The sequence below is a fragment of the Collinsella sp. AM38-1BH genome (genome assembly GCF_003467545.1).
Taxonomy (GTDB): Bacteria; Actinomycetota; Coriobacteriia; order Coriobacteriales; family Coriobacteriaceae; genus Collinsella.
In genome coordinates this window covers 26,362-43,018 of record NZ_QSHC01000013.1, presented here as the reverse complement: position 1 = coordinate 43,018, position 16,657 = coordinate 26,362, and the positions used below count along the sequence as shown (strand labels likewise).

The following is a 16,657-nucleotide window of genomic DNA, read 5'->3' as shown; positions in this document are numbered from 1 at the left end:
ATGAAGAAGAACAAGAACTATGTGGACCTGAAGGAGCAGCCGGTTCCCGAGGGCCAGCATCTGCTCGAGGTCGATGACCTTAAGATGTATTTCCATACCGAGGATGGTGTCGTTCGCGCTGTCGACGGTGTGTCCTACACGCTCGATCGCGGCGAGACCCTGGGTGTCGTCGGTGAGTCCGGCTCCGGTAAGTCCGTGACCGCCATGACCATCATGGGCCTCATCTCGATGCCTCCGGGAAAGATCGAGGGCGGCGACGTTCGCTATCGCGGTCGTTCTATTCTCGAGATGACCGAGGAAGAGATGCAGCACATTCGCGGTAACGACATCGCGATGATCTTCCAAGATCCTATGACCTCCTTGAACCCGGTCTATAAGATCGGCAAGCAGGTGGGCGAGGGTCTTCGTCTGCACCGTGGCTACTCCAAGCAGGAGGCGCTCAAGCGCGCCACCGAGCTTTTGGACCTCGTTGGTATTCCCGAGCCCGAGAAGCGCGTCAATGAGTATCCGCACCAGTTCTCTGGCGGTATGCGTCAGCGCGTCATGATTGCTATGGCTCTTGCCTGCGATCCCGATATTCTGATTGCCGACGAGCCCACGACTGCCCTGGACGTTACCATTCAGGCTCAGATTATTGAGCTTATGCAGGAAATGCAGGAGAAGAACGGCAACGCCATCATCATGATTACCCATGACCTGGGTGTCGTCGCCGATATGGCCGACAAGATCATGGTTATGTACGCCGGTCGTCCCGTCGAGTTCGGTACTGCTGAGGAAATCTTCTACGAGAGCCGCCACCCCTATACCTGGGGCCTGATTCGCTCCATCCCGGAGCAGGCTATCGATGAGAAGAAACCGCTTACGCCGATTCACGGCAACCCGCCTTCGCTCATGAACCTGCCCGAGGGCTGCGTGTTCTCGCCTCGTTGCCCCTATGCGACCGATAAGTGCCGCAAGCAGCGCCCCGAGCGCGTTGTCACCGAGTCTGGTCACTACTCTGCGTGCCACTACTCCGGTGACCCCGAGTTCCTCAAGAACGCTCCTGAGACGTCCCGTACGCGCAAGGATTCCAAGAAGGGAGGCGAGGCGTAATGGCAGATACCAACGAGCGTACTCCGCTGCTGAAGGTCGAGCACCTCTCTAAGGAGTTTCCCGCTGAGTCCGGCATGTTCGCCAAGCGCTTCTCCAAGCGTGTCGTCTCTGCTGTGAACGACATTTCGTTCGAGATCTATCCTGGCGAGACCTTTGGTCTGGTCGGCGAGTCCGGTTGCGGTAAGTCCACCACGGGCCGTACCATCATGCGCCTCACCAAGCCGACGGCCGGCAAAGTGTTCTTCCAGGGCAAAGACGTTGCCGAGATGAGCAAGCACGAGATCAAGGATATGCGTCGCGAGATGCAGTTCATCTTCCAGGATCCTTATGCTTCGCTCAATCCTCGTATGACTATCGGTGAGATCGTCTCCGAGCCCATGACCATTCACGGCGTGGGCACCAAGGAGGAGCGCATTGAGCGTGTCCGCGAGCTTCTCGACGTTGTCGGACTGAACCCCGAGCACATTAACCGCTATCCTCATGAGTTCTCCGGCGGTCAGCGTCAGCGTGTCGGCATTGCCCGTGCATTTGCGCTGAAGCCCAAGCTGATTATCTGCGACGAGCCGGTTTCCGCTCTGGATGTGTCCATTCAGGCCCAGGTTCTGAACCTGCTCAAGGAACTCCAGGACAAGTTCGGTACTGCATATTTGTTTATCGCCCACGACCTGTCTGTCGTGCAGCATATCTCCGATCGCGTTGCCGTTATGTATCTGGGCAAGATGGTCGAGGTTTCGGACTGGAAGACGCTCTACAGTGAGCCTCACCATCCGTACACGCAGTCGCTGCTGTCTGCCGTGCCGGTTCCCGATCCTGATATCCAGAAGACCCGCAAGCGCATCATCCTCGCTGGCGATCCGCCGTCGCCGCTGGATCCGCCGACCGGCTGCCGTTTCCACACGCGCTGTCCGATCGCGCAGGGCATCTGCTCCGAGAAGCTTCCCGAGTTTAAGGAAGTCGCACCGGGCCACTGCTGCGCCTGCCACTTCGCGGAGCCGTTCCCGATCAAGGAATCGCACATCGACCTGTAGTCGGTTGTTTGTCCGGGCCCGCCCTGGTGTTACTTTTCAGAACGTCCTCGGACATGCAAGAAACCCCCGCTGCGCACTTCGTGCGGCGGGGGTTTCTTGCGTCCTGCGGGATGTTCTGAAAAGCAACGCCAGGGCGGGCCCTGCGGTAACTCGGCAGGGGAGTGCGATTCCTCGATCGCTCACTTTATCTAATAAGAAATTGAGTGAGGCCGGAGCTTTAGCTCCGGCCTCCTTATATAAGGGCTCGGCAAGGCCGAGCCACTAAATTTATATCAGCCCTCAGAACATGTTTGAGAACTGTGCCTGAAGTACGTATTTGCAGGCCCCGAATCGGTGTTGCCTCCCGGCGCATTCCGCAGGGGGAGCGATATTTTGCAGCACGAAGTGCGCAGCAAAATATCGCTCATGCCCGAGGACGCGCCGGGAGGCAACACCGATTCGGGGCCGGACATACGGATCTACCTGCTCATTTACAAATTCGTAAACTTTTTTGAAAAAAGTGCTTGCACAGTTCTCGAATCATAGGTTATTATCTTCCTCGTTGAACGCGCGGGTCCAACAAAACGAACTGTGAATCAACAACATAGCATGTCGGAGTGGCGGAATTGGCAGACGCGCTAGCTTGAGGTGCTAGTGACCGCTTTTTGGTCATGCGGGTTCAAGTCCCGCCTCCGACACCATCGCATTTGAGAAGCCTCTTCGGAGGCTTTTTTGTTACCGATAGACGGTGAGGTCCACGATGGAAACGCTTGAACGCAACGAGTGGGCAGACGTTGCCCAGCTAGTCGAGATCACGAGCGATGCTGTCATCATCTGCGAGCTCGACGGAACCATTCTGCATGTGAATAATCGCTTACTTGGTTTGATGTGCGAGGAACGCGCCGACGTCATCGGTGGAGATGTTAAAGACGTCCTGTACTCGTCCGCTTTTGAACGTGCGACGGAACATCGTCTGCCATTTGAAACTGATGGCTCCGAGAACGAACTGATGCTCAAGCTGAGTGACGGCTCTTTTATCCCCGTCTTGGTTCGTGCGGGCTCCGTAACGCCTCCACGCATCTTTGGGCGCCGTGCACCACGTGTCCTGGTGGCGCTTCACAGTATCGAGGAACAGTATTCTCACGACCGTCAACTCAAGCGTGCGTTATCGGAGCTTAGAGTGGCGAACAAACGTCTGTCTGGCACGCTCTCGGTCATTATGAGCACTGTGGGCTCCGATGAGTTGCCCAGCCTGCTTGATACCGTTTTGAACCAGCTTGTAGGAACGCTCGATGCTTCGGGTGCCGCTATCTATTTTTCTGAGAGCGGCGGTTTTAAGCTACGCGGTGTTTCCAAGGAGCTGTACGACAGCTATCTGCCCGAGTTTTTGCCGTATGGCGCTGGCATTCCGACGTATGTTCTTCGCGAGTCGCGTGCCTGTCGCTTGTCGATTCAACAGGACCTTGAGGGCGATAGGGCCGCCTCCGGTATGTTCATGGACTTGGACAATCGTTCTAAGCACCTGTTGCGCGTGCAGGATATGCCTCCGTACCGCAGCGAGATCTGTCTTCCCGTTTTTTACGGTACGCAGATCCTTGGCGTGCTGGAAGTTGGTTGGAAACGCCCCCAGGCACCGCTCGCCTATGACGTTAATGTACTCGAGGTCATTTGCGATTACCTGTCTATCCAGCTGGTCGGCATGGCATCGAGCCTTCGTTCTCGTCGTACGGCCGAGCTTGGCCGCTCGCTCAATGTCTTACGTGATGAGTTGTTTACCTTTCTAGACGATTCCGCCGCGGCTACCCAGGCGGTATCGTCCGAGATCTGCAATATGCTCAACTGCCATTTTTGTCCTGTTGAGTATGACGCCAGTCTGGACTCCTACGTCATAGATTTTGAAGGCGGCAGTCGCGTTGCCTTGCCGGACGATCCCGAGAAGCTTTTCTTTTCCACGACGGCGCCGGCGGCACGTCTGGGGGCTGGCCCTGATGGCTTTGAGGCATCTGTTTTGGGCGGCACGAGTGCCGAGGACCTTAAACACGTCCGTATAACTCGCGTTGACGAATCGATGCCTATGGGAGGCTGGCTTAGGGCGCATGGTCTGCCTTGTCAAGGTCTCTACGTCGACTCCGGCATCGAGGCGGGGCGCCTGCGCTCTGAGGGTGATGGCAAACACAGTAACGACGCGATTGTTCCTGCTTCTGTTGCGAAGAGCCCGACTACGCGCGCGCTGCTGCTTCGTGATGGTAGCCAAGAGCCGATTGATGACCTTGAATATGACTACTTGGTGCACTTGGCGCATGACTTTGAACTGATCTACGAAGGCGAATCTCAAAAGCGCGAGGAGCGCCATATCGCTCAGACCCTCCAGATCGGCATGAGAAATTCCCTGGGGGATGTTCCGGGTATCGCAACCGATTCGGTGTACCTGTCTGCCACGAATTCGGCGTTGGTCGGCGGCGATTTCTATACGCTCATTCGTCTTCCCGACGACTGCGCCGTCATGATTCTGGGTGATGTGTCTGGCAAAGGCATTGAGGCCGCATCGATGTCCGCGCTCGTCAAGACGGCCCTGACGGCATATGCCTGGGAGGGCGCTGGACCGGCCCGCATGGCACGCTCCCTTAACAGCATGCTCATGGGCTTTTCGAGGGTCGAGACGTTCGTGACAGCCTTTATCGCCAAGATTGACCTTAAAGCCGGACGCGCAACGTATTGTTCGGCGGGCCATCCTCCGACCATGGTCATCAGGCCAGAGTCGATGCCGCTGGGTGGCGGCGAGTCCCGTGGGGGAGAGGTCGAGCTGCTTGGATGCCAATCGGGCGTAATCGGTGCCTTTGAGAGCATGGTGTACGAGACAGGCGTGTTTACGTTCGCCCCCGGCGACATGCTCTTCATGTATACGGATGGAACGATTGAGGCCCGCGACCGCACCGGAGCGTTCTTTGGCGAGCAGCGCTTGCGCGACCTTCTGCTTTCTGTTTCGGGGGAGGGCGTGTCGGGCATTTGCGGCAAGGTCTTGGGCGAGCTTGACCGATTTACCGAATCGGCGCTGGACGATGACATTGCATTGGTGTCCCTTGAGTTTTTACGGGGTCGTTCATAGACGACGCTGGGCGGGCTGAATCCGTACGGTTGGGGAAACGAATGCATCGAGTGGGCTTTTTTGGGGAACCATGGTCGTATGAATGAGTGGAATGACATAGCGGTTTTGACGCCACCAGGCGATATCGACATCGCCACGGTGCCTGCGCTGCGTCGGCGGTTGGATGCTTTGATTGGCCGCGGCGTGCGTCGTGTCGTCATCAACTGTCAGGCTGTTAGCTTTATCGATTCGACGGGCTTGGCATTCCTGCTTACGCGCGCTCGTGAGCTCATGAGGCGAGAAGGCCTGCTTTCGCTCGTCAATGCATCAGGTGAAGTTGTTCGCTTTTTGGAGATTGCTCGTCTTGTCGATATCCTTCATGTCGCGGGGCCGGCACGGGAGTCTATTCCCGCTATTCCGGTGGGGGAGCTGCCTCGCTGGAGTAAGAGCGTCGAGGTCCGTCAGGGTATCGAGAATCTTCCATACTACCGACATCGCATCGCCGAACTCCTTGAATCGCTTCCGTTGCGCCGTGACGAGCGCTACGATGTCGCATTGGCGTCGGGGGAGGCGCTGGGTAATGCCTATGACCATGCGGGCGGCATCGGGTGCGTCCTGACGGTTCAAGCCTATGGCGATCGCGTTGTGGTTGAGGTGCTTGATCGAGGTGCCGGCTATTCTATCGATGAAACGAGCGAGCCGGTTGCATCTGAGGAACGCGGCCGTGGTATCAAGCTTATGCGTATGCTCGTCGATAACGTGGAGGTTGCTCGTCGTACGGACGGCGCCGGCACGCGCGTGCAGATGGTGAAGCTGTTTAGCGGAGCGCTGGAATCGTGTGCCTAGCCAATCGCTTTAGCGCGTTTGGCTACTAAGAACATGCGGCAGACAAGTTTTTTGAAAAAAGTACTTGCGTCTTTTGGACAACTCGCGTAAATTAATAACCCGCAAGCGGACATGGCTCAGTTGGTAGAGCACAACCTTGCCAAGGTTGGGGTCGCGGGTTCGAGCCCCGTTGTCCGCTCCATTGCATTTCCGGACCGTTTAGGCGGTCCTTTTTCGGCGAAGTGGCCAAGTGGTAAGGCAGAGGCCTGCAAAGCCTTTACCCCCGGTTCGAATCCGGGCTTCGCCTCCAGGCAACATCCGGGCGCTCCGGCGCCCGTTTTGTTTTACATATGCGGACATGGCTCAGTTGGTAGAGCACAACCTTGCCAAGGTTGGGGTCGCGGGTTCGAGCCCCGTTGTCCGCTCCAAACGCAGCAGCCCGACTACTACGGTAGCCGGGCTTTTTCGTACCCATCGCATGGGCTCGAACCCGAGAGGGAGCGAGCGTTTTGGGTCGTGGCTGTGGCGTTGTTTGCCGCGAATGTCCGCTTTGGGCGTATCATCGTGGGCATCTCGCATAACCTCGTTGCAAGGGAGGTGCGCCCCATGGCTACAGAAAAGTCTTCTTCGCGCTCATGGATGTCCGACGCCGCGATCTATCAGATCTATCCACGCTCGTTTAAGGATTCGACTGGTTCGGGTCTGGGCGATATTGCGGGCATTACCCAGCAGATGGACTATCTTGAGCGGCTGGGTATCGAGGCCATCTGGCTGAGCCCGTTTTACCCATCGCCTCTTGTCGATGGTGGCTATGATGTGGCGGACTACTGTGATGTCGACCCACGTCTCGGCTCGCTTGACGACTTCGATGACATGATCGCTGCGGCTCACGCGCGCGGCATCAAGGTCATCGTCGACATCGTGCCTAACCATTCATCCAACCAGCACCCCTGGTTCAAAGCCGCTCTTGCCGCCGACCCCGGATCGTCCGAGCGCGCCCATTATATCTTTCGCGATGGTCGCGGCGAACATGGCGAGCTGCCTCCCACCAATTGGAATGCCAACTTTGGCGGCCCCGCATGGACGCGTGTTGCGGACGGTCAGTGGTATCTGCACATGTTTACGCCCGAGCAGCCGGACTTTGACTGGTCATGCCCCGAGGTTCACACGTTCTTTTGCGACGTCCTGACATTTTGGAGCGATCGAGGCGTCGATGGCTTTCGCATTGATGTGGCGCACGGTCTTGCCAAGGATCTCGACCGCGATGACCTCGACCGGTGGCATCTCGCCGAGGGCGATGACATGGTTGACGACGGCACTCATCCGCTGTGGGACCGCAACGAGGTCCACGAGATCTATCGCGAGTGGCGCCGCGTGTTCGACCGCTATAATCCGCCGCGCAGCGCCGTTGCCGAGGCGTGGGTGCTGCCCGAGCGCCAGTATCTCTACGCGCGTCCCAACGAGCTTGGCCAGACATTCAACTTTGAGTTCGCCAAGGCCATTTGGACCTATGATGACATGCACGCTGCAATCGAGGAGGGCTTGAAGGCGGCCATCGAATCCGATTCCGCCTCGACCTGGGTACTCTCCAACCATGACGTGCCGCGCGTGGCGACACGCTATGCCCTGCCGCAAATCAAGGCGACGCGCTACCATCAGATTGCGCTCGACTGGCTCTTACGCGACGGGTCGTCTTATGACGAGGACCGTGAACTCGGCGAGCGCCGCGCGCGGGCGGCCCTTTTGCTTGAGCTGGCGCTTCCGGGCTCGGCATACGTGTATCAGGGTGAGGAACTCGGCCTTTTTGAGGTGGCTGACATTCCGTGGGCTGCACTCGAAGATCCCACTGCGACCAATACGCACGGACCGAAGCGCGAGAAGGGGCGCGACGGCTGCCGTGTGCCCCTGCCGTGGGTGGCAGCGGACGATCCCGCACAGGGCGGATCGTTTGGGTTTTCACCGGCCGACGCCGATGCGGCGCCCCATCTGCCGCAGCCTGCATGGTTTTCCGATTACGCTGCCGATAGAGAAGAAGCGGACCCGACATCGATGCTTGCGCTCTATCGTGACGCCCTCTGGCTGCGGCGCAAGCTGCGCAGGTGCGCCAACGATCTTGCGTGGCTCGATCTTGACGGGCGCACCGGCCTTGCGGATGGTGCCGAGGGCGCTGAGGGCGGCGTCATCGCCTATCGCCGCGACAACGGATGGGCGTGTGTGACGAACTTCGGTGCAGCACCCGTGGAGCTGCCGGCGGGCAGGGTCCTGCTCACCTCATCACCGCTTGCAGACGGCAGGCTCGCGCAGGACAGCTCTGCCTGGATCATGCTCGGTGAGATGTAAAGACCTCTTGCGGCGAGTTTGAGTTTGCCTGCACCCTCCGTGGCGGCTGATGTCTTCGCGAGGTTCACGAGGGCGTCGCAAAACTTTTCAAAAAAAGTTCTTGCATAGGATGCGGGCATCACGTAAGATTAATCCTCGTAAGCGGACATGGCTCAGTTGGTAGAGCACAACCTTGCCAAGGTTGGGGTCGCGGGTTCGAGCCCCGTTGTCCGCTCCATTTGGGCGTTTAGCTCAGGGGGAGAGCGCTTCCCTGACACGGAAGAGGTCAGAAGTTCAAATCTTCTAACGCCCACCAAATGTTCGCAGCTCAGAGACTATGTCTCTGGGCTGTTTTGTTTTGGTCGCCAAATGTGGCACCAGATATTGAACTCAAGATCCGCGTGCGATGATCTTCGCATCCCGTAGGGGCACTGGCTGATTGCATACGTCCTGACCGAGCGTGACCGCAACATGTTGGTCAAGCGCAATCTTTTGGATTATTTTGGCGTGAGCGGCTTGGTTTTGGTAGGATTTGTCAGCGGCTTGACTAAGGGCGTTTTATAACTGCCATGCAGGTAGCCGTGTTGGTAACGTTTTACCGACTTGTCAAATATCCCTCATTTATAATGCGTCTGCAAAATGACCAATTGCTTTGACCTGCTGAAACACTATATGTTGTGTTTGAACTAAAAAAAGAATACAGGATATAGATGCGTCTTTGTCGTATGATAGATGGCGGACAGAGAACGAAGACCTTATTCGTCCCATTTGGACACGCCTTTGAGCCGCCTGATCGGCCGCGAGGATTGTCCGCATGAGGACTTATGGTTTATCGAGAACACAGATTGCGCGACGGCGCCGCAAGACAGGGGCAAGCCCTGCCGGGTATCGTTTGGCTCTGAAGCGCAATGAGGCTACGACGCGAAAGAGGCAAGAGGATGAAGATCATCAAGCGCAGCGGCACCGAGGTTGTCTTTGACATCGATAAGATCGTCAATGCCATCCGCGCCGCAAACTTGGAGGTCGAGGAGAGCTCTCGTCTTACCGACCGCCAGGTGGTTTACGCGGCACAAAACGTCGCCGAGGCATGCGAGAACGCGGGCCACACCGTGTCGGTCGAGGAGATTCAGGATCTGGTCGAGGACGAGATCATGCGTCTCGACTGCTACGAGGTCGCTCGCCATTACATCATCTATCGCTATGTTCAGAGCCTGAAGCGCCAGAAGAACACGACCGACGACAAGATTCTGTCGCTGATCGAGTGCAACAACGAAGAGGTCAAGCAGGAGAACTCCAACAAGAATCCGACCGTCAATTCCGTTCAGCGTGACTACATGGCCGGCGAGATCTCCAAGGACCTGACTCAGCGTGTGCTGCTGCCCCAAGAGATCGTGGATGCCCATAATGAGGGCCTGATCCATTTCCACGATTCGGATTACTTTGCCCAGCACATGCACAACTGCGACCTGGTGAACCTGGAGGACATGCTCCAGAACGGCACTGTTATCTCGGGTACGCTGATTGAGAAGCCGCACAGCTTCTCGACCGCCTGCAACATCGCGACGCAGATCATCGCTCAGGTTGCTTCCTCCCAGTACGGCGGCCAGTCGATTTCGCTGACCCATCTTGCCCCGTTCGTCGAGGTGAGCCGTCAAAAGATTCGCGGCGAGGTCGCCCGCGAGCTCGAGGAGCTCGGCGTTTCCGCATCTCCCGAAAAGGTCCGCGAGGTCGTTGAGGACCGTCTGCGTGACGAGATTCGTCGCGGCGTCCAGACGATCCAGTATCAGGTCGTGACGCTTATGACCACGAACGGCCAGGCGCCGTTCGTGACGGTCTTTATGTATCTTAACGAGGCCCGTACGCCTCAGGAGAAGCACGACCTTGCCATGATCGTGGAGGAGACGCTTCGCCAGCGCTACGAGGGCGTTAAGAACGAGGCCGGCGTGTGGATTACCCCGGCATTCCCCAAGCTCATCTATGTACTCGAGGACGATAACGTTCACGAGAATTCCCCGTACTTCTACCTGACCCAGCTGGCCGCTAAGTGCACCGCCAAGCGCATGGTGCCCGACTATATCTCTGAGAAGAAGATGCGCGAGCTCAAGCTGTCGAAGGGCGAGACCGCGGGCAACGGCGACTGCTATACCTGCATGGGTTGCCGCAGCTTCCTGACGCCCGATCGCTCCGGTAACGGATTTAACAACGTGGCCAACGCGCTGAACTATGACCCGAACAAGCCCAAGTACTACGGTCGCTTTAACCAGGGCGTTGTGACCATCAACCTGCCCGATGTCGCGCTGAGCTCGCATCAGGACATGGACAAGTTCTGGAAGATCTTCGACGAGCGCCTTGAGCTATGCCACCGCGCCCTGCTGTGCCGTCATGAGCGTCTGATGGGTACGCTTTCGGATGCCGCACCGATTCTTTGGCAGTACGGTGCCCTCGCCCGCCTGAAGAAGGGCGAGACGATCGACAAGCTGCTCGTGGGCGGTTACTCCACCATTAGTCTGGGTTATGCCGGCCTGTACGAGTGCGTCAAGTACATGACGGGCCACAGCCACACCGAGAAGGAGGGCACGCCCTTTGCCATGGCCGTCATGCAGCGCATGAACGACAAGTGCGCGGAGTGGAAGGCCGAAAGCGATATTGACTTCTCGCTGTACGGTACCCCGCTTGAGTCGACGACCTACAAGTTCGCCAAGTGCCTGCAGCGCCGTTTTGGTATTATCCCGGGCGTGACGGACAAGGGCTACATTACCAACAGCTATCACGTCCATGTGTCTGAGGAGATCGACGCATTCGACAAGCTCAAGTTCGAGGGTATGTTCCAGCAACTTTCGCCGGGCGGTGCCATCTCCTATGTCGAGGTTCCCAACATGCAGGACAACCTCAAGGCTGTCATCCGCGTGATGCAGTACATCTACGACAACATCATGTACGCCGAGCTCAACACCAAGAGCGATTATTGCCAGGTGTGCGGTTACGACGGCGAGATCAAGATTGTCGAGGATGACGGCAAGCTGGTGTGGGAGTGCCCCAATTGCGGCAACCGTGACCAGGAGAAGATGAATGTCGCCCGTCGCACGTGCGGTTACATCGGTACCCAGTTCTGGAACCAGGGTCGAACCGAGGAGATCCGCGACCGCGTGCTGCATCTCTAATACCGCTCCGGGGCTGAACCGAGAGGGCCGCTTGGGCATTTGCTCGCTATTTCGGACAGTCCTGCGCAAGACGAAGGCCACATTAAGTGGCCTTCTTTGCGTGCGGAACTCATATCGAGCAAATGCCCAAGCGGCCCTCTCGGTTCAGCCAAGTTGACGTAGCTGAGATGCAGCGCGCGGCCTGCTCGCTCCTCGAAGTTCTTAGCGGAAATAATTCGAGCTGCAGCTGCGATTTACTTGCGATAGCGGTTGAGCTGCAACAAAGTTTTTATTGGACCTCGAACCCTATACTCGATGTTCGCTTCGTTCATTGAGTTACCCTTTGCATGAGGCCGGGACATATCGTCCCGCCCGCAGTTTCGCAGGCCGCAGGCCGAGAATGTTTGAGGACGGGATGATATGTCCCGGCCTCCCGGGAGAGTTACCTATGAACTACGCGAACATTAAGTATTTCGACATTGCTGATGGGGAAGGCGTTCGTACTTCTCTGTTTGTGAGTGGGTGCCGTCGTGGGTGCAAGAACTGCTTTAACTCTGTCGCGTGGGACTTTGCTGCGGGCGAGCCGTTCGATCGTGCCGTCGAGGACAAGATTATCGAGAGTCTCGACCATCCCTTTATCGATGGCCTGACGATTCTGGGCGGCGAGCCTATGGAGCCCGAGAATCAGGCGGGACTTGTTGACTTTATCGAACGCGTGCGTGCGGCCTATCCCGAGGGGTCGGGCAAGACCATTTGGTGCTTTACCGGCGACGTGCTCGAGGAGCTTATGCCGGGTGGCCGTCATCATACCGAGGTGACGGACCGTATCCTGGCCTGCCTCGACATGTTGGTGGACGGCCCGTTCGTTCAGGATCTGTACGATATCTCGTTGCGCTTTAGGGGCTCGAGCAATCAACGCGTGATTGACATGAACGCCACGCGTGCCCGTGCCGAGCGTGAGAACGTTGCGCTTTGCGACGCCGTGGAGCTTTGGCGGGACGATCCGGTCTATTCGACCCATACTATGTAGCTTGTGGCCGATGCCGGAGGGCGTGGTACCATAGCGCGAACGCAAAATCGGAAAAGTGAGGCCCAGATGGTCGATCAGGAAAAAGTCGAGGCCGCCATTAAGCTGTTGCTTGAGGGCATAGGCGAGGACCCAACTCGTGAGGGCCTGCTGGAGACCCCGGCGCGCGTTGCCCGTATGTATGGTGAGATCGCTGGCGGTATGGACCAGAGTGCCGAGGAGCACCTGTCCAAAACCTTTGCCGTCGCTTCGAACGACTTGGTTATTGAGCGCGACATCACGTTTTACTCGCTGTGCGAGCATCATCTGCTGCCGTTTTACGGCAAGGCTGCCATTGGCTATATCCCCAACGGCCGTGTCGCAGGGCTTTCTAAGCTTGCCCGCACGGTAGAGGTCTACGCCCGTCGTCTGCAGCTGCAGGAGCAGTTGTGCGCACAAGTTGCCGATGCCCTCATGGAGTATCTCGCTCCCCAGGGAGCGATTGTGCTCATGGAAGCTGAGCATATGTGCATGACCATGCGCGGCGTGCAAAAGCCTGGCACCAAGACCGTGACGCTCGCTCGTCGCGGCGTCTTTGAGGCCGATCCGGCGCTCGAGGAGCGATTCTTTAGGATGCTGGGACGCTAACTATGAGAGTCGTCAACGACTTTGCATCGAAGACCGATGAGGGAACGCCTCGTCGCGGCTTTATGGCTTCGGGCCTGACTCCCTTTGGTGCCATGCCTCGCATTGATTACATCTGTGCCAACGGACTGTTCCGGCGGCATCTGGGCAACATTGCACAGTTGGAATCGGGGCGCATCTTCTGCCGCCACGGTATTGACCACCTGCTGGATGTCGCTCGCATTATGTGGATCAAGAATCTCGAGGAACAGCTCGAATTTGACCGCGAGGTCATCTACGCCACGGCACTTCTTCACGATATCGGCAAAGATGAACAGTATGAATCGGGTATATCCCATGATGTTGCAAGCGAACGCGTCGCTGATGCGATTCTCGGCGGTATGCCCGATGACGTAGCGTTTGAGCCGGCCGATGCCGCAGCCATTAAGACGGCCATTCTGGGCCATCGAAAGCTGCGCGTGAACAGCCAGCCGCTCGAGCGTCTGCTCTATGCAGCCGACAAAGCGTCGCGCGCCTGCTTTGCATGCCCCGCGCGCAATGCTTGCAACTGGAGCGATGATAAAAAGAACCTGTCGATTCGCGTGTAGTTAGTTTACGCGGTCGGGGTTCTAAACGAAGGAGACGATCGCGATGAGTAACAAGAAACTGCCCGAGAATGCAACCAAGACTGAAGGTGCCGAGCTCGCCCGCCGTGGAAGGGGCGAAATATCCACCGCAACGGCGGTGCCCCACGTGAGCTATGACGACCTGCGCCATGCCGACCGCATTACTATCGACGGTCTCGAGGTCTTTGCCAACCACGGTGTGTATCCCGAAGAGAACGCCCTTGGCCAGAAGTTCATCGTGTCCCTGGTGCTCTATGCCGACCTGCGTGCAGCGGGGGAGCACGATAACCTGGACGCTTCGATTGACTACGGCTCGGTGTGCCACGATGTCGATGGTTATCTGCGCGAGCATACGTTTAAACTCATCGAGGCGGCAGCCGAGGGTGTGGCCCAGATGCTGCTGCGTCGTTACCCCTTGCTGCTTGGTGTGCGCATAAAGCTCGATAAGCCGTGGGCGCCCGTCGGTCTTCCCCTGGCAAGCTGCGGCGTCGAGATCGAGCGCGTGCGCTAGTCGACGCTAGAGCTTATTGAGGGGTGGCTGCTTGAGCCGCTGCGACAGAGCTTTATTGTTGGGGCAGTACGTGTCGAGCAGGGCGTGAAACCGCTGATTGTGGCTTGGCTCGAGCAGATGGACGAGCTCGTGGGCGACAACCATGTCGAGACACTCGATGGGATAGGCGGCAAGTTCGCGTGCGATGCGAATGGCGCCGGTTTTGGGTGTGCATGAGCCCCAGCGCGTTTTCATGCTGCGCACGGAGACGCGGGCCACGGTGACGCCCATTGCGATTTCGTACGCATGCGCGATGTCGCGTAGCGCTGCGGTGACCTCGGATGCATAGAGTTGGTCGATGCGGGTCTGGAGTTCTTTGGGCGTTAGGCCGTCGAGGGCTGTGCGCTGCTTTGCCTGCGCGCGCCCACTTGGTTCGTCGGCACCTATAAAACTTGCGAAGGTGGCCTGCTTGGGCCGCGGTGCGGGTGACTTAAAGTTGTGATCGAGCGCATCTTGTACCGTGATGGGCTTGCCCCAAAGTGCAATGATGGACGAGGGACTGAGTGACTCTCGCGCCGTCGCCTGACTTTGCTCACGCTGGGCAAGTCGGCTGATAGTCCAGGCGCTGTTGCGCTTCACAAACGCTTCGATACGCTCGCGGCTGGCGCCGAGCGGCGCGCTGGCGTGGACCTCACCGCTCGATGTGACGCGTAGGTTGAAGTTCTTGACGCACTTTTTGGTAACGACGACGGGGATGGGCGTCCCATCCGGTCGGGGTACGGAAATCGTAAACTGCTGCGTCAAAAGCGGTCCTTCAGATTGGGGACGGGCCGGCATGTCGACCGTTCGGCATGCCGGCCCGCTCAAGGGATGTGAAATTAATAACGCTCAAAGAAGGCAAGCGCGTTGTCGCTGCAGAGCTTCTGCATCACGGTCTTGCCAAAGTGCTTGGAGAGCATGTTCTGGAACTCGGGCATCTTGCTGGCATCGGAGAGGAAGGCGGGCACCGTGGCACCGTCCCAGTCGCCGCCGAGTGCGATGACGTCCTCGCCGCCCAGGTCGAGCCAGTGCTCGATATGTGCCGCCAGCTGGTCGAAGGTGACGTCTGCGGCGGTCTTGTCGGTTGCGTCGTTGGATAGGAACTCGCTGCAGTAGTTGAGGCCGACGATACCGCCCATGTCGCGAATAGTGCGGAACTGGTCGTCGGTGAGATTGCGCTTGACGCCACAAACCGCACGGGAGTTGGAGTGGCTGGCGACGAAGGGACGCGTGGCACGGGCGGCGACCTCGTCAAAGCACTCATCGTTGAGGTGGGAGACGTCGAGTACCATGCCGGCGTGCTCCATCTGCGTAAGTGCCTCGATGCCGGCGGCGGTGAGGCCGGCGTGGGTATCGTGTCCACTCGCGAGCGGTCCCTGCGCATTCCAGCTGAGCGATGACATGAGTACGCCCAAGCTCTTGAGCACCTCGATCAGCGCGGGGTCCTCGGCAAAGAACGTGGCGTTTTCGATGGTGTGGATGCAAGCGACCTTGCCGTCCTTGAGCGCGGGGCGAATGTCTGTGGCGCTGCGCACGTTGACCATGCGGTCGTGGTTGAGCATTGCCTGGCCGCTCATATGCGCCATGATTTGCGCCTGGAAGCGCGCGGCGTGGGCGGTGGGAATCTCGTCGGGGACAAACGTGGCGAAGCACTGTGCCCATGGCGTGTTGCCGATCTTTGCGAGCGAGATGGCGCAGGCGTTGCCCTCGATGAGGTCGAAATCTTGCGGATGCGTTTCGTCGCCGGGGAAATAACCGTCGGTGCCGGCGGTAAAGCGCAGGTCGAGATCGAGCGTGGCCCAGCCGATGCGGTCGGCGGTGTCGCAATGTAGGTCAAATACGGGATATGCCATGGTTCCTCCGGATGCAGCGTTTCTTTGCAAACTGTCCTTGAATTGTATGACTAGGGTATAGTTAGCGCCATATGTTCACGGCGGCCCGCGTTGTGCGCCGCCCTTATCACGGAGGTTACCATGTCCAACCAGGGCAAGAAGGTCAAGACCCATTATCGCGGCACGCTCGACGACGGCACGCAGTTCGATAGCTCCTACGATCGCGGCGAGCCGCTGGAGTTCACCTGCGGCGCCGGTCAGATGATCAAGGGCTTCGACGCCGCTGTTGTCGACATGCAGGTGGGCGAGAAGAAGACCGTGCACATTCCTGCTGCCGATGCCTACGGCGAGCACAATCCCGAGATGGTTATTACCTTCCCGGCCGAGCAGGTTCCCAACATCGAGCAGATCGAGAAGGGCATGAAGCTCTTCCTGTCCACGCCGAGCGGTATGCCCGTTCCCGCCGTGGTCATCGACGTAACGCCCGAGGCCGTGACGCTCGATGCCAACCACGAGCTTGCCGGCAAGGACCTCAACTTTGATATCGAGCTCGTCGAGGTCGAGGGTTAGAG

13 protein-coding genes and 6 tRNA genes are annotated in these 16,657 nt (G+C 58.1%); 17 read left to right on the top strand and 2 right to left on the bottom strand.

The features are described from left to right. The 16 genes from DW870_RS06790 to folB all read left to right on the top strand — a co-directional run bounded on the left by DW870_RS06790 (position 1) and on the right by folB (position 14,235). Positions 1-1,092, top strand: coding sequence for an ABC transporter ATP-binding protein (locus DW870_RS06790; RefSeq protein ID WP_117877268.1), 1,092 nt, complete (start codon positions 1-3; stop codon positions 1,090-1,092). Next, positions 1,092-2,120, top strand: a complete 1,029-nt coding sequence (locus DW870_RS06785; RefSeq protein ID WP_022094888.1) for an ABC transporter ATP-binding protein — start codon at positions 1,092-1,094, stop codon at positions 2,118-2,120. The genes DW870_RS06790 and DW870_RS06785 overlap by 1 nt, the downstream gene beginning before the upstream one ends. A 590-nt stretch (positions 2,121-2,710) precedes the next feature. Next, positions 2,711-2,800: transfer RNA gene (locus tag DW870_RS06780), tRNA-Leu, on the top strand. Positions 2,801-2,859: 59 nt separating this feature from the next. Next, on the top strand, positions 2,860-5,205 hold the full coding sequence (locus tag DW870_RS06775; protein WP_117848751.1) for a GAF domain-containing SpoIIE family protein phosphatase: 2,346 nt from the start codon (positions 2,860-2,862) through the stop codon (positions 5,203-5,205). A gap of 78 nt (positions 5,206-5,283) precedes the next feature. Continuing rightward, a complete protein-coding gene (locus DW870_RS06770; RefSeq protein ID WP_055286928.1) occupies positions 5,284-6,030 on the top strand; it encodes an anti-sigma factor antagonist in 747 nt (248 codons plus the stop codon). A gap of 105 nt (positions 6,031-6,135) precedes the next feature. Further along, a tRNA-Gly gene (locus DW870_RS06765) sits at positions 6,136-6,211 on the top strand. 34 nt (positions 6,212-6,245) lie between these two features. Beyond that, positions 6,246-6,319, top strand: a tRNA-Cys gene (locus DW870_RS06760). A gap of 42 nt (positions 6,320-6,361) precedes the next feature. After that, positions 6,362-6,437: transfer RNA gene (locus DW870_RS06755), tRNA-Gly, on the top strand. A gap of 178 nt (positions 6,438-6,615) precedes the next feature. After that, positions 6,616-8,349, top strand: a complete 1,734-nt coding sequence (locus tag DW870_RS06750) for a glycoside hydrolase family 13 protein (RefSeq protein WP_147332648.1) — start codon at positions 6,616-6,618, stop codon at positions 8,347-8,349. A 141-nt stretch (positions 8,350-8,490) separates the two neighbouring features. Continuing rightward, positions 8,491-8,566: transfer RNA gene (locus tag DW870_RS06745), tRNA-Gly, on the top strand. A 3-nt stretch (positions 8,567-8,569) separates the two neighbouring features. Then, positions 8,570-8,644, top strand: a tRNA-Val gene (locus tag DW870_RS06740). A 622-nt stretch (positions 8,645-9,266) separates the two neighbouring features. Beyond that, positions 9,267-11,489 (top strand): anaerobic ribonucleoside-triphosphate reductase, encoded by a 2,223-nt coding sequence (nrdD, locus tag DW870_RS06735; RefSeq protein WP_022094397.1) that lies wholly within the window; start codon positions 9,267-9,269, stop codon positions 11,487-11,489. Positions 11,490-11,916: 427 nt separating this feature from the next. Continuing rightward, the gene (gene nrdG / locus DW870_RS06730) at positions 11,917-12,498 is read left to right on the top strand and encodes an anaerobic ribonucleoside-triphosphate reductase activating protein (RefSeq protein WP_117877264.1); all 582 of its coding nucleotides are present in this window, start codon (positions 11,917-11,919) and stop codon (positions 12,496-12,498) included. 66 nt (positions 12,499-12,564) lie between these two features. Further along, the gene (gene folE, locus DW870_RS06725; protein WP_117848756.1) at positions 12,565-13,122 is read left to right on the top strand and encodes a GTP cyclohydrolase I FolE; all 558 of its coding nucleotides are present in this window, start codon (positions 12,565-12,567) and stop codon (positions 13,120-13,122) included. Between the two features lie 2 nt (positions 13,123-13,124). Continuing rightward, on the top strand, positions 13,125-13,706 hold the full coding sequence (locus DW870_RS06720) for an HD domain-containing protein (protein WP_199412428.1): 582 nt from the start codon (positions 13,125-13,127) through the stop codon (positions 13,704-13,706). 43 nt (positions 13,707-13,749) lie between these two features. Next, positions 13,750-14,235, top strand: a complete 486-nt coding sequence (gene folB, locus DW870_RS06715) for a dihydroneopterin aldolase (RefSeq protein ID WP_117820733.1) — start codon at positions 13,750-13,752, stop codon at positions 14,233-14,235. Positions 14,236-14,241: 6 nt separating this feature from the next. Here the strand turns inward: folB and DW870_RS06710 are convergent, their stop codons facing one another. Together DW870_RS06710 and DW870_RS06705 are read right to left on the bottom strand one after the other, a co-directional pair. Continuing rightward, positions 14,242-15,018, bottom strand: a complete 777-nt coding sequence (locus DW870_RS06710; protein WP_158557023.1) for a M48 family metallopeptidase — start codon at positions 15,016-15,018, stop codon at positions 14,242-14,244. A gap of 74 nt (positions 15,019-15,092) precedes the next feature. Further along, a complete protein-coding gene (locus DW870_RS06705; RefSeq protein WP_117848760.1) occupies positions 15,093-16,106 on the bottom strand; it encodes a dipeptidase in 1,014 nt (337 codons plus the stop codon). 120 nt (positions 16,107-16,226) lie between these two features. On the opposite strand from DW870_RS06705, the gene DW870_RS06700 reads away from it, so the two are divergent. Beyond that, complete coding sequence (locus DW870_RS06700; RefSeq protein WP_055286916.1) at positions 16,227-16,655, top strand: peptidylprolyl isomerase; 429 nt, start codon at positions 16,227-16,229, stop codon at positions 16,653-16,655. Positions 16,656-16,657 lie beyond the last annotated feature (2 nt).

Bases quoted from the DNA above. Each gene is read 5' to 3' on its own strand.
- DW870_RS06790 (WP_117877268.1), top strand. From the start codon at position 1: ATGAAGAAGAACAAGAACTATGTGGACCTGAAGGAGCAGCCGGTTCCC.
- DW870_RS06785 (WP_022094888.1), top strand. From the start codon at position 1,092: ATGGCAGATACCAACGAGCGTACTCCGCTGCTGAAGGTCGAGCACCTC.
- DW870_RS06775 (WP_117848751.1), top strand. From the start codon at position 2,860: ATGGAAACGCTTGAACGCAACGAGTGGGCAGACGTTGCCCAGCTAGTC.
- DW870_RS06770 (WP_055286928.1), top strand. From the start codon at position 5,284: ATGAATGAGTGGAATGACATAGCGGTTTTGACGCCACCAGGCGATATC.
- DW870_RS06750 (WP_147332648.1), top strand. From the start codon at position 6,616: ATGGCTACAGAAAAGTCTTCTTCGCGCTCATGGATGTCCGACGCCGCG.
- nrdD (WP_022094397.1), top strand. From the start codon at position 9,267: ATGAAGATCATCAAGCGCAGCGGCACCGAGGTTGTCTTTGACATCGAT.
- nrdG (WP_117877264.1), top strand. From the start codon at position 11,917: ATGAACTACGCGAACATTAAGTATTTCGACATTGCTGATGGGGAAGGC.
- folE (WP_117848756.1), top strand. From the start codon at position 12,565: ATGGTCGATCAGGAAAAAGTCGAGGCCGCCATTAAGCTGTTGCTTGAG.
- DW870_RS06720 (WP_199412428.1), top strand. From the start codon at position 13,125: ATGAGAGTCGTCAACGACTTTGCATCGAAGACCGATGAGGGAACGCCT.
- folB (WP_117820733.1), top strand. From the start codon at position 13,750: ATGAGTAACAAGAAACTGCCCGAGAATGCAACCAAGACTGAAGGTGCC.
- DW870_RS06705 (WP_117848760.1), bottom strand. From the start codon at position 16,106: ATGGCATATCCCGTATTTGACCTACATTGCGACACCGCCGACCGCATC.
- DW870_RS06700 (WP_055286916.1), top strand. From the start codon at position 16,227: ATGTCCAACCAGGGCAAGAAGGTCAAGACCCATTATCGCGGCACGCTC.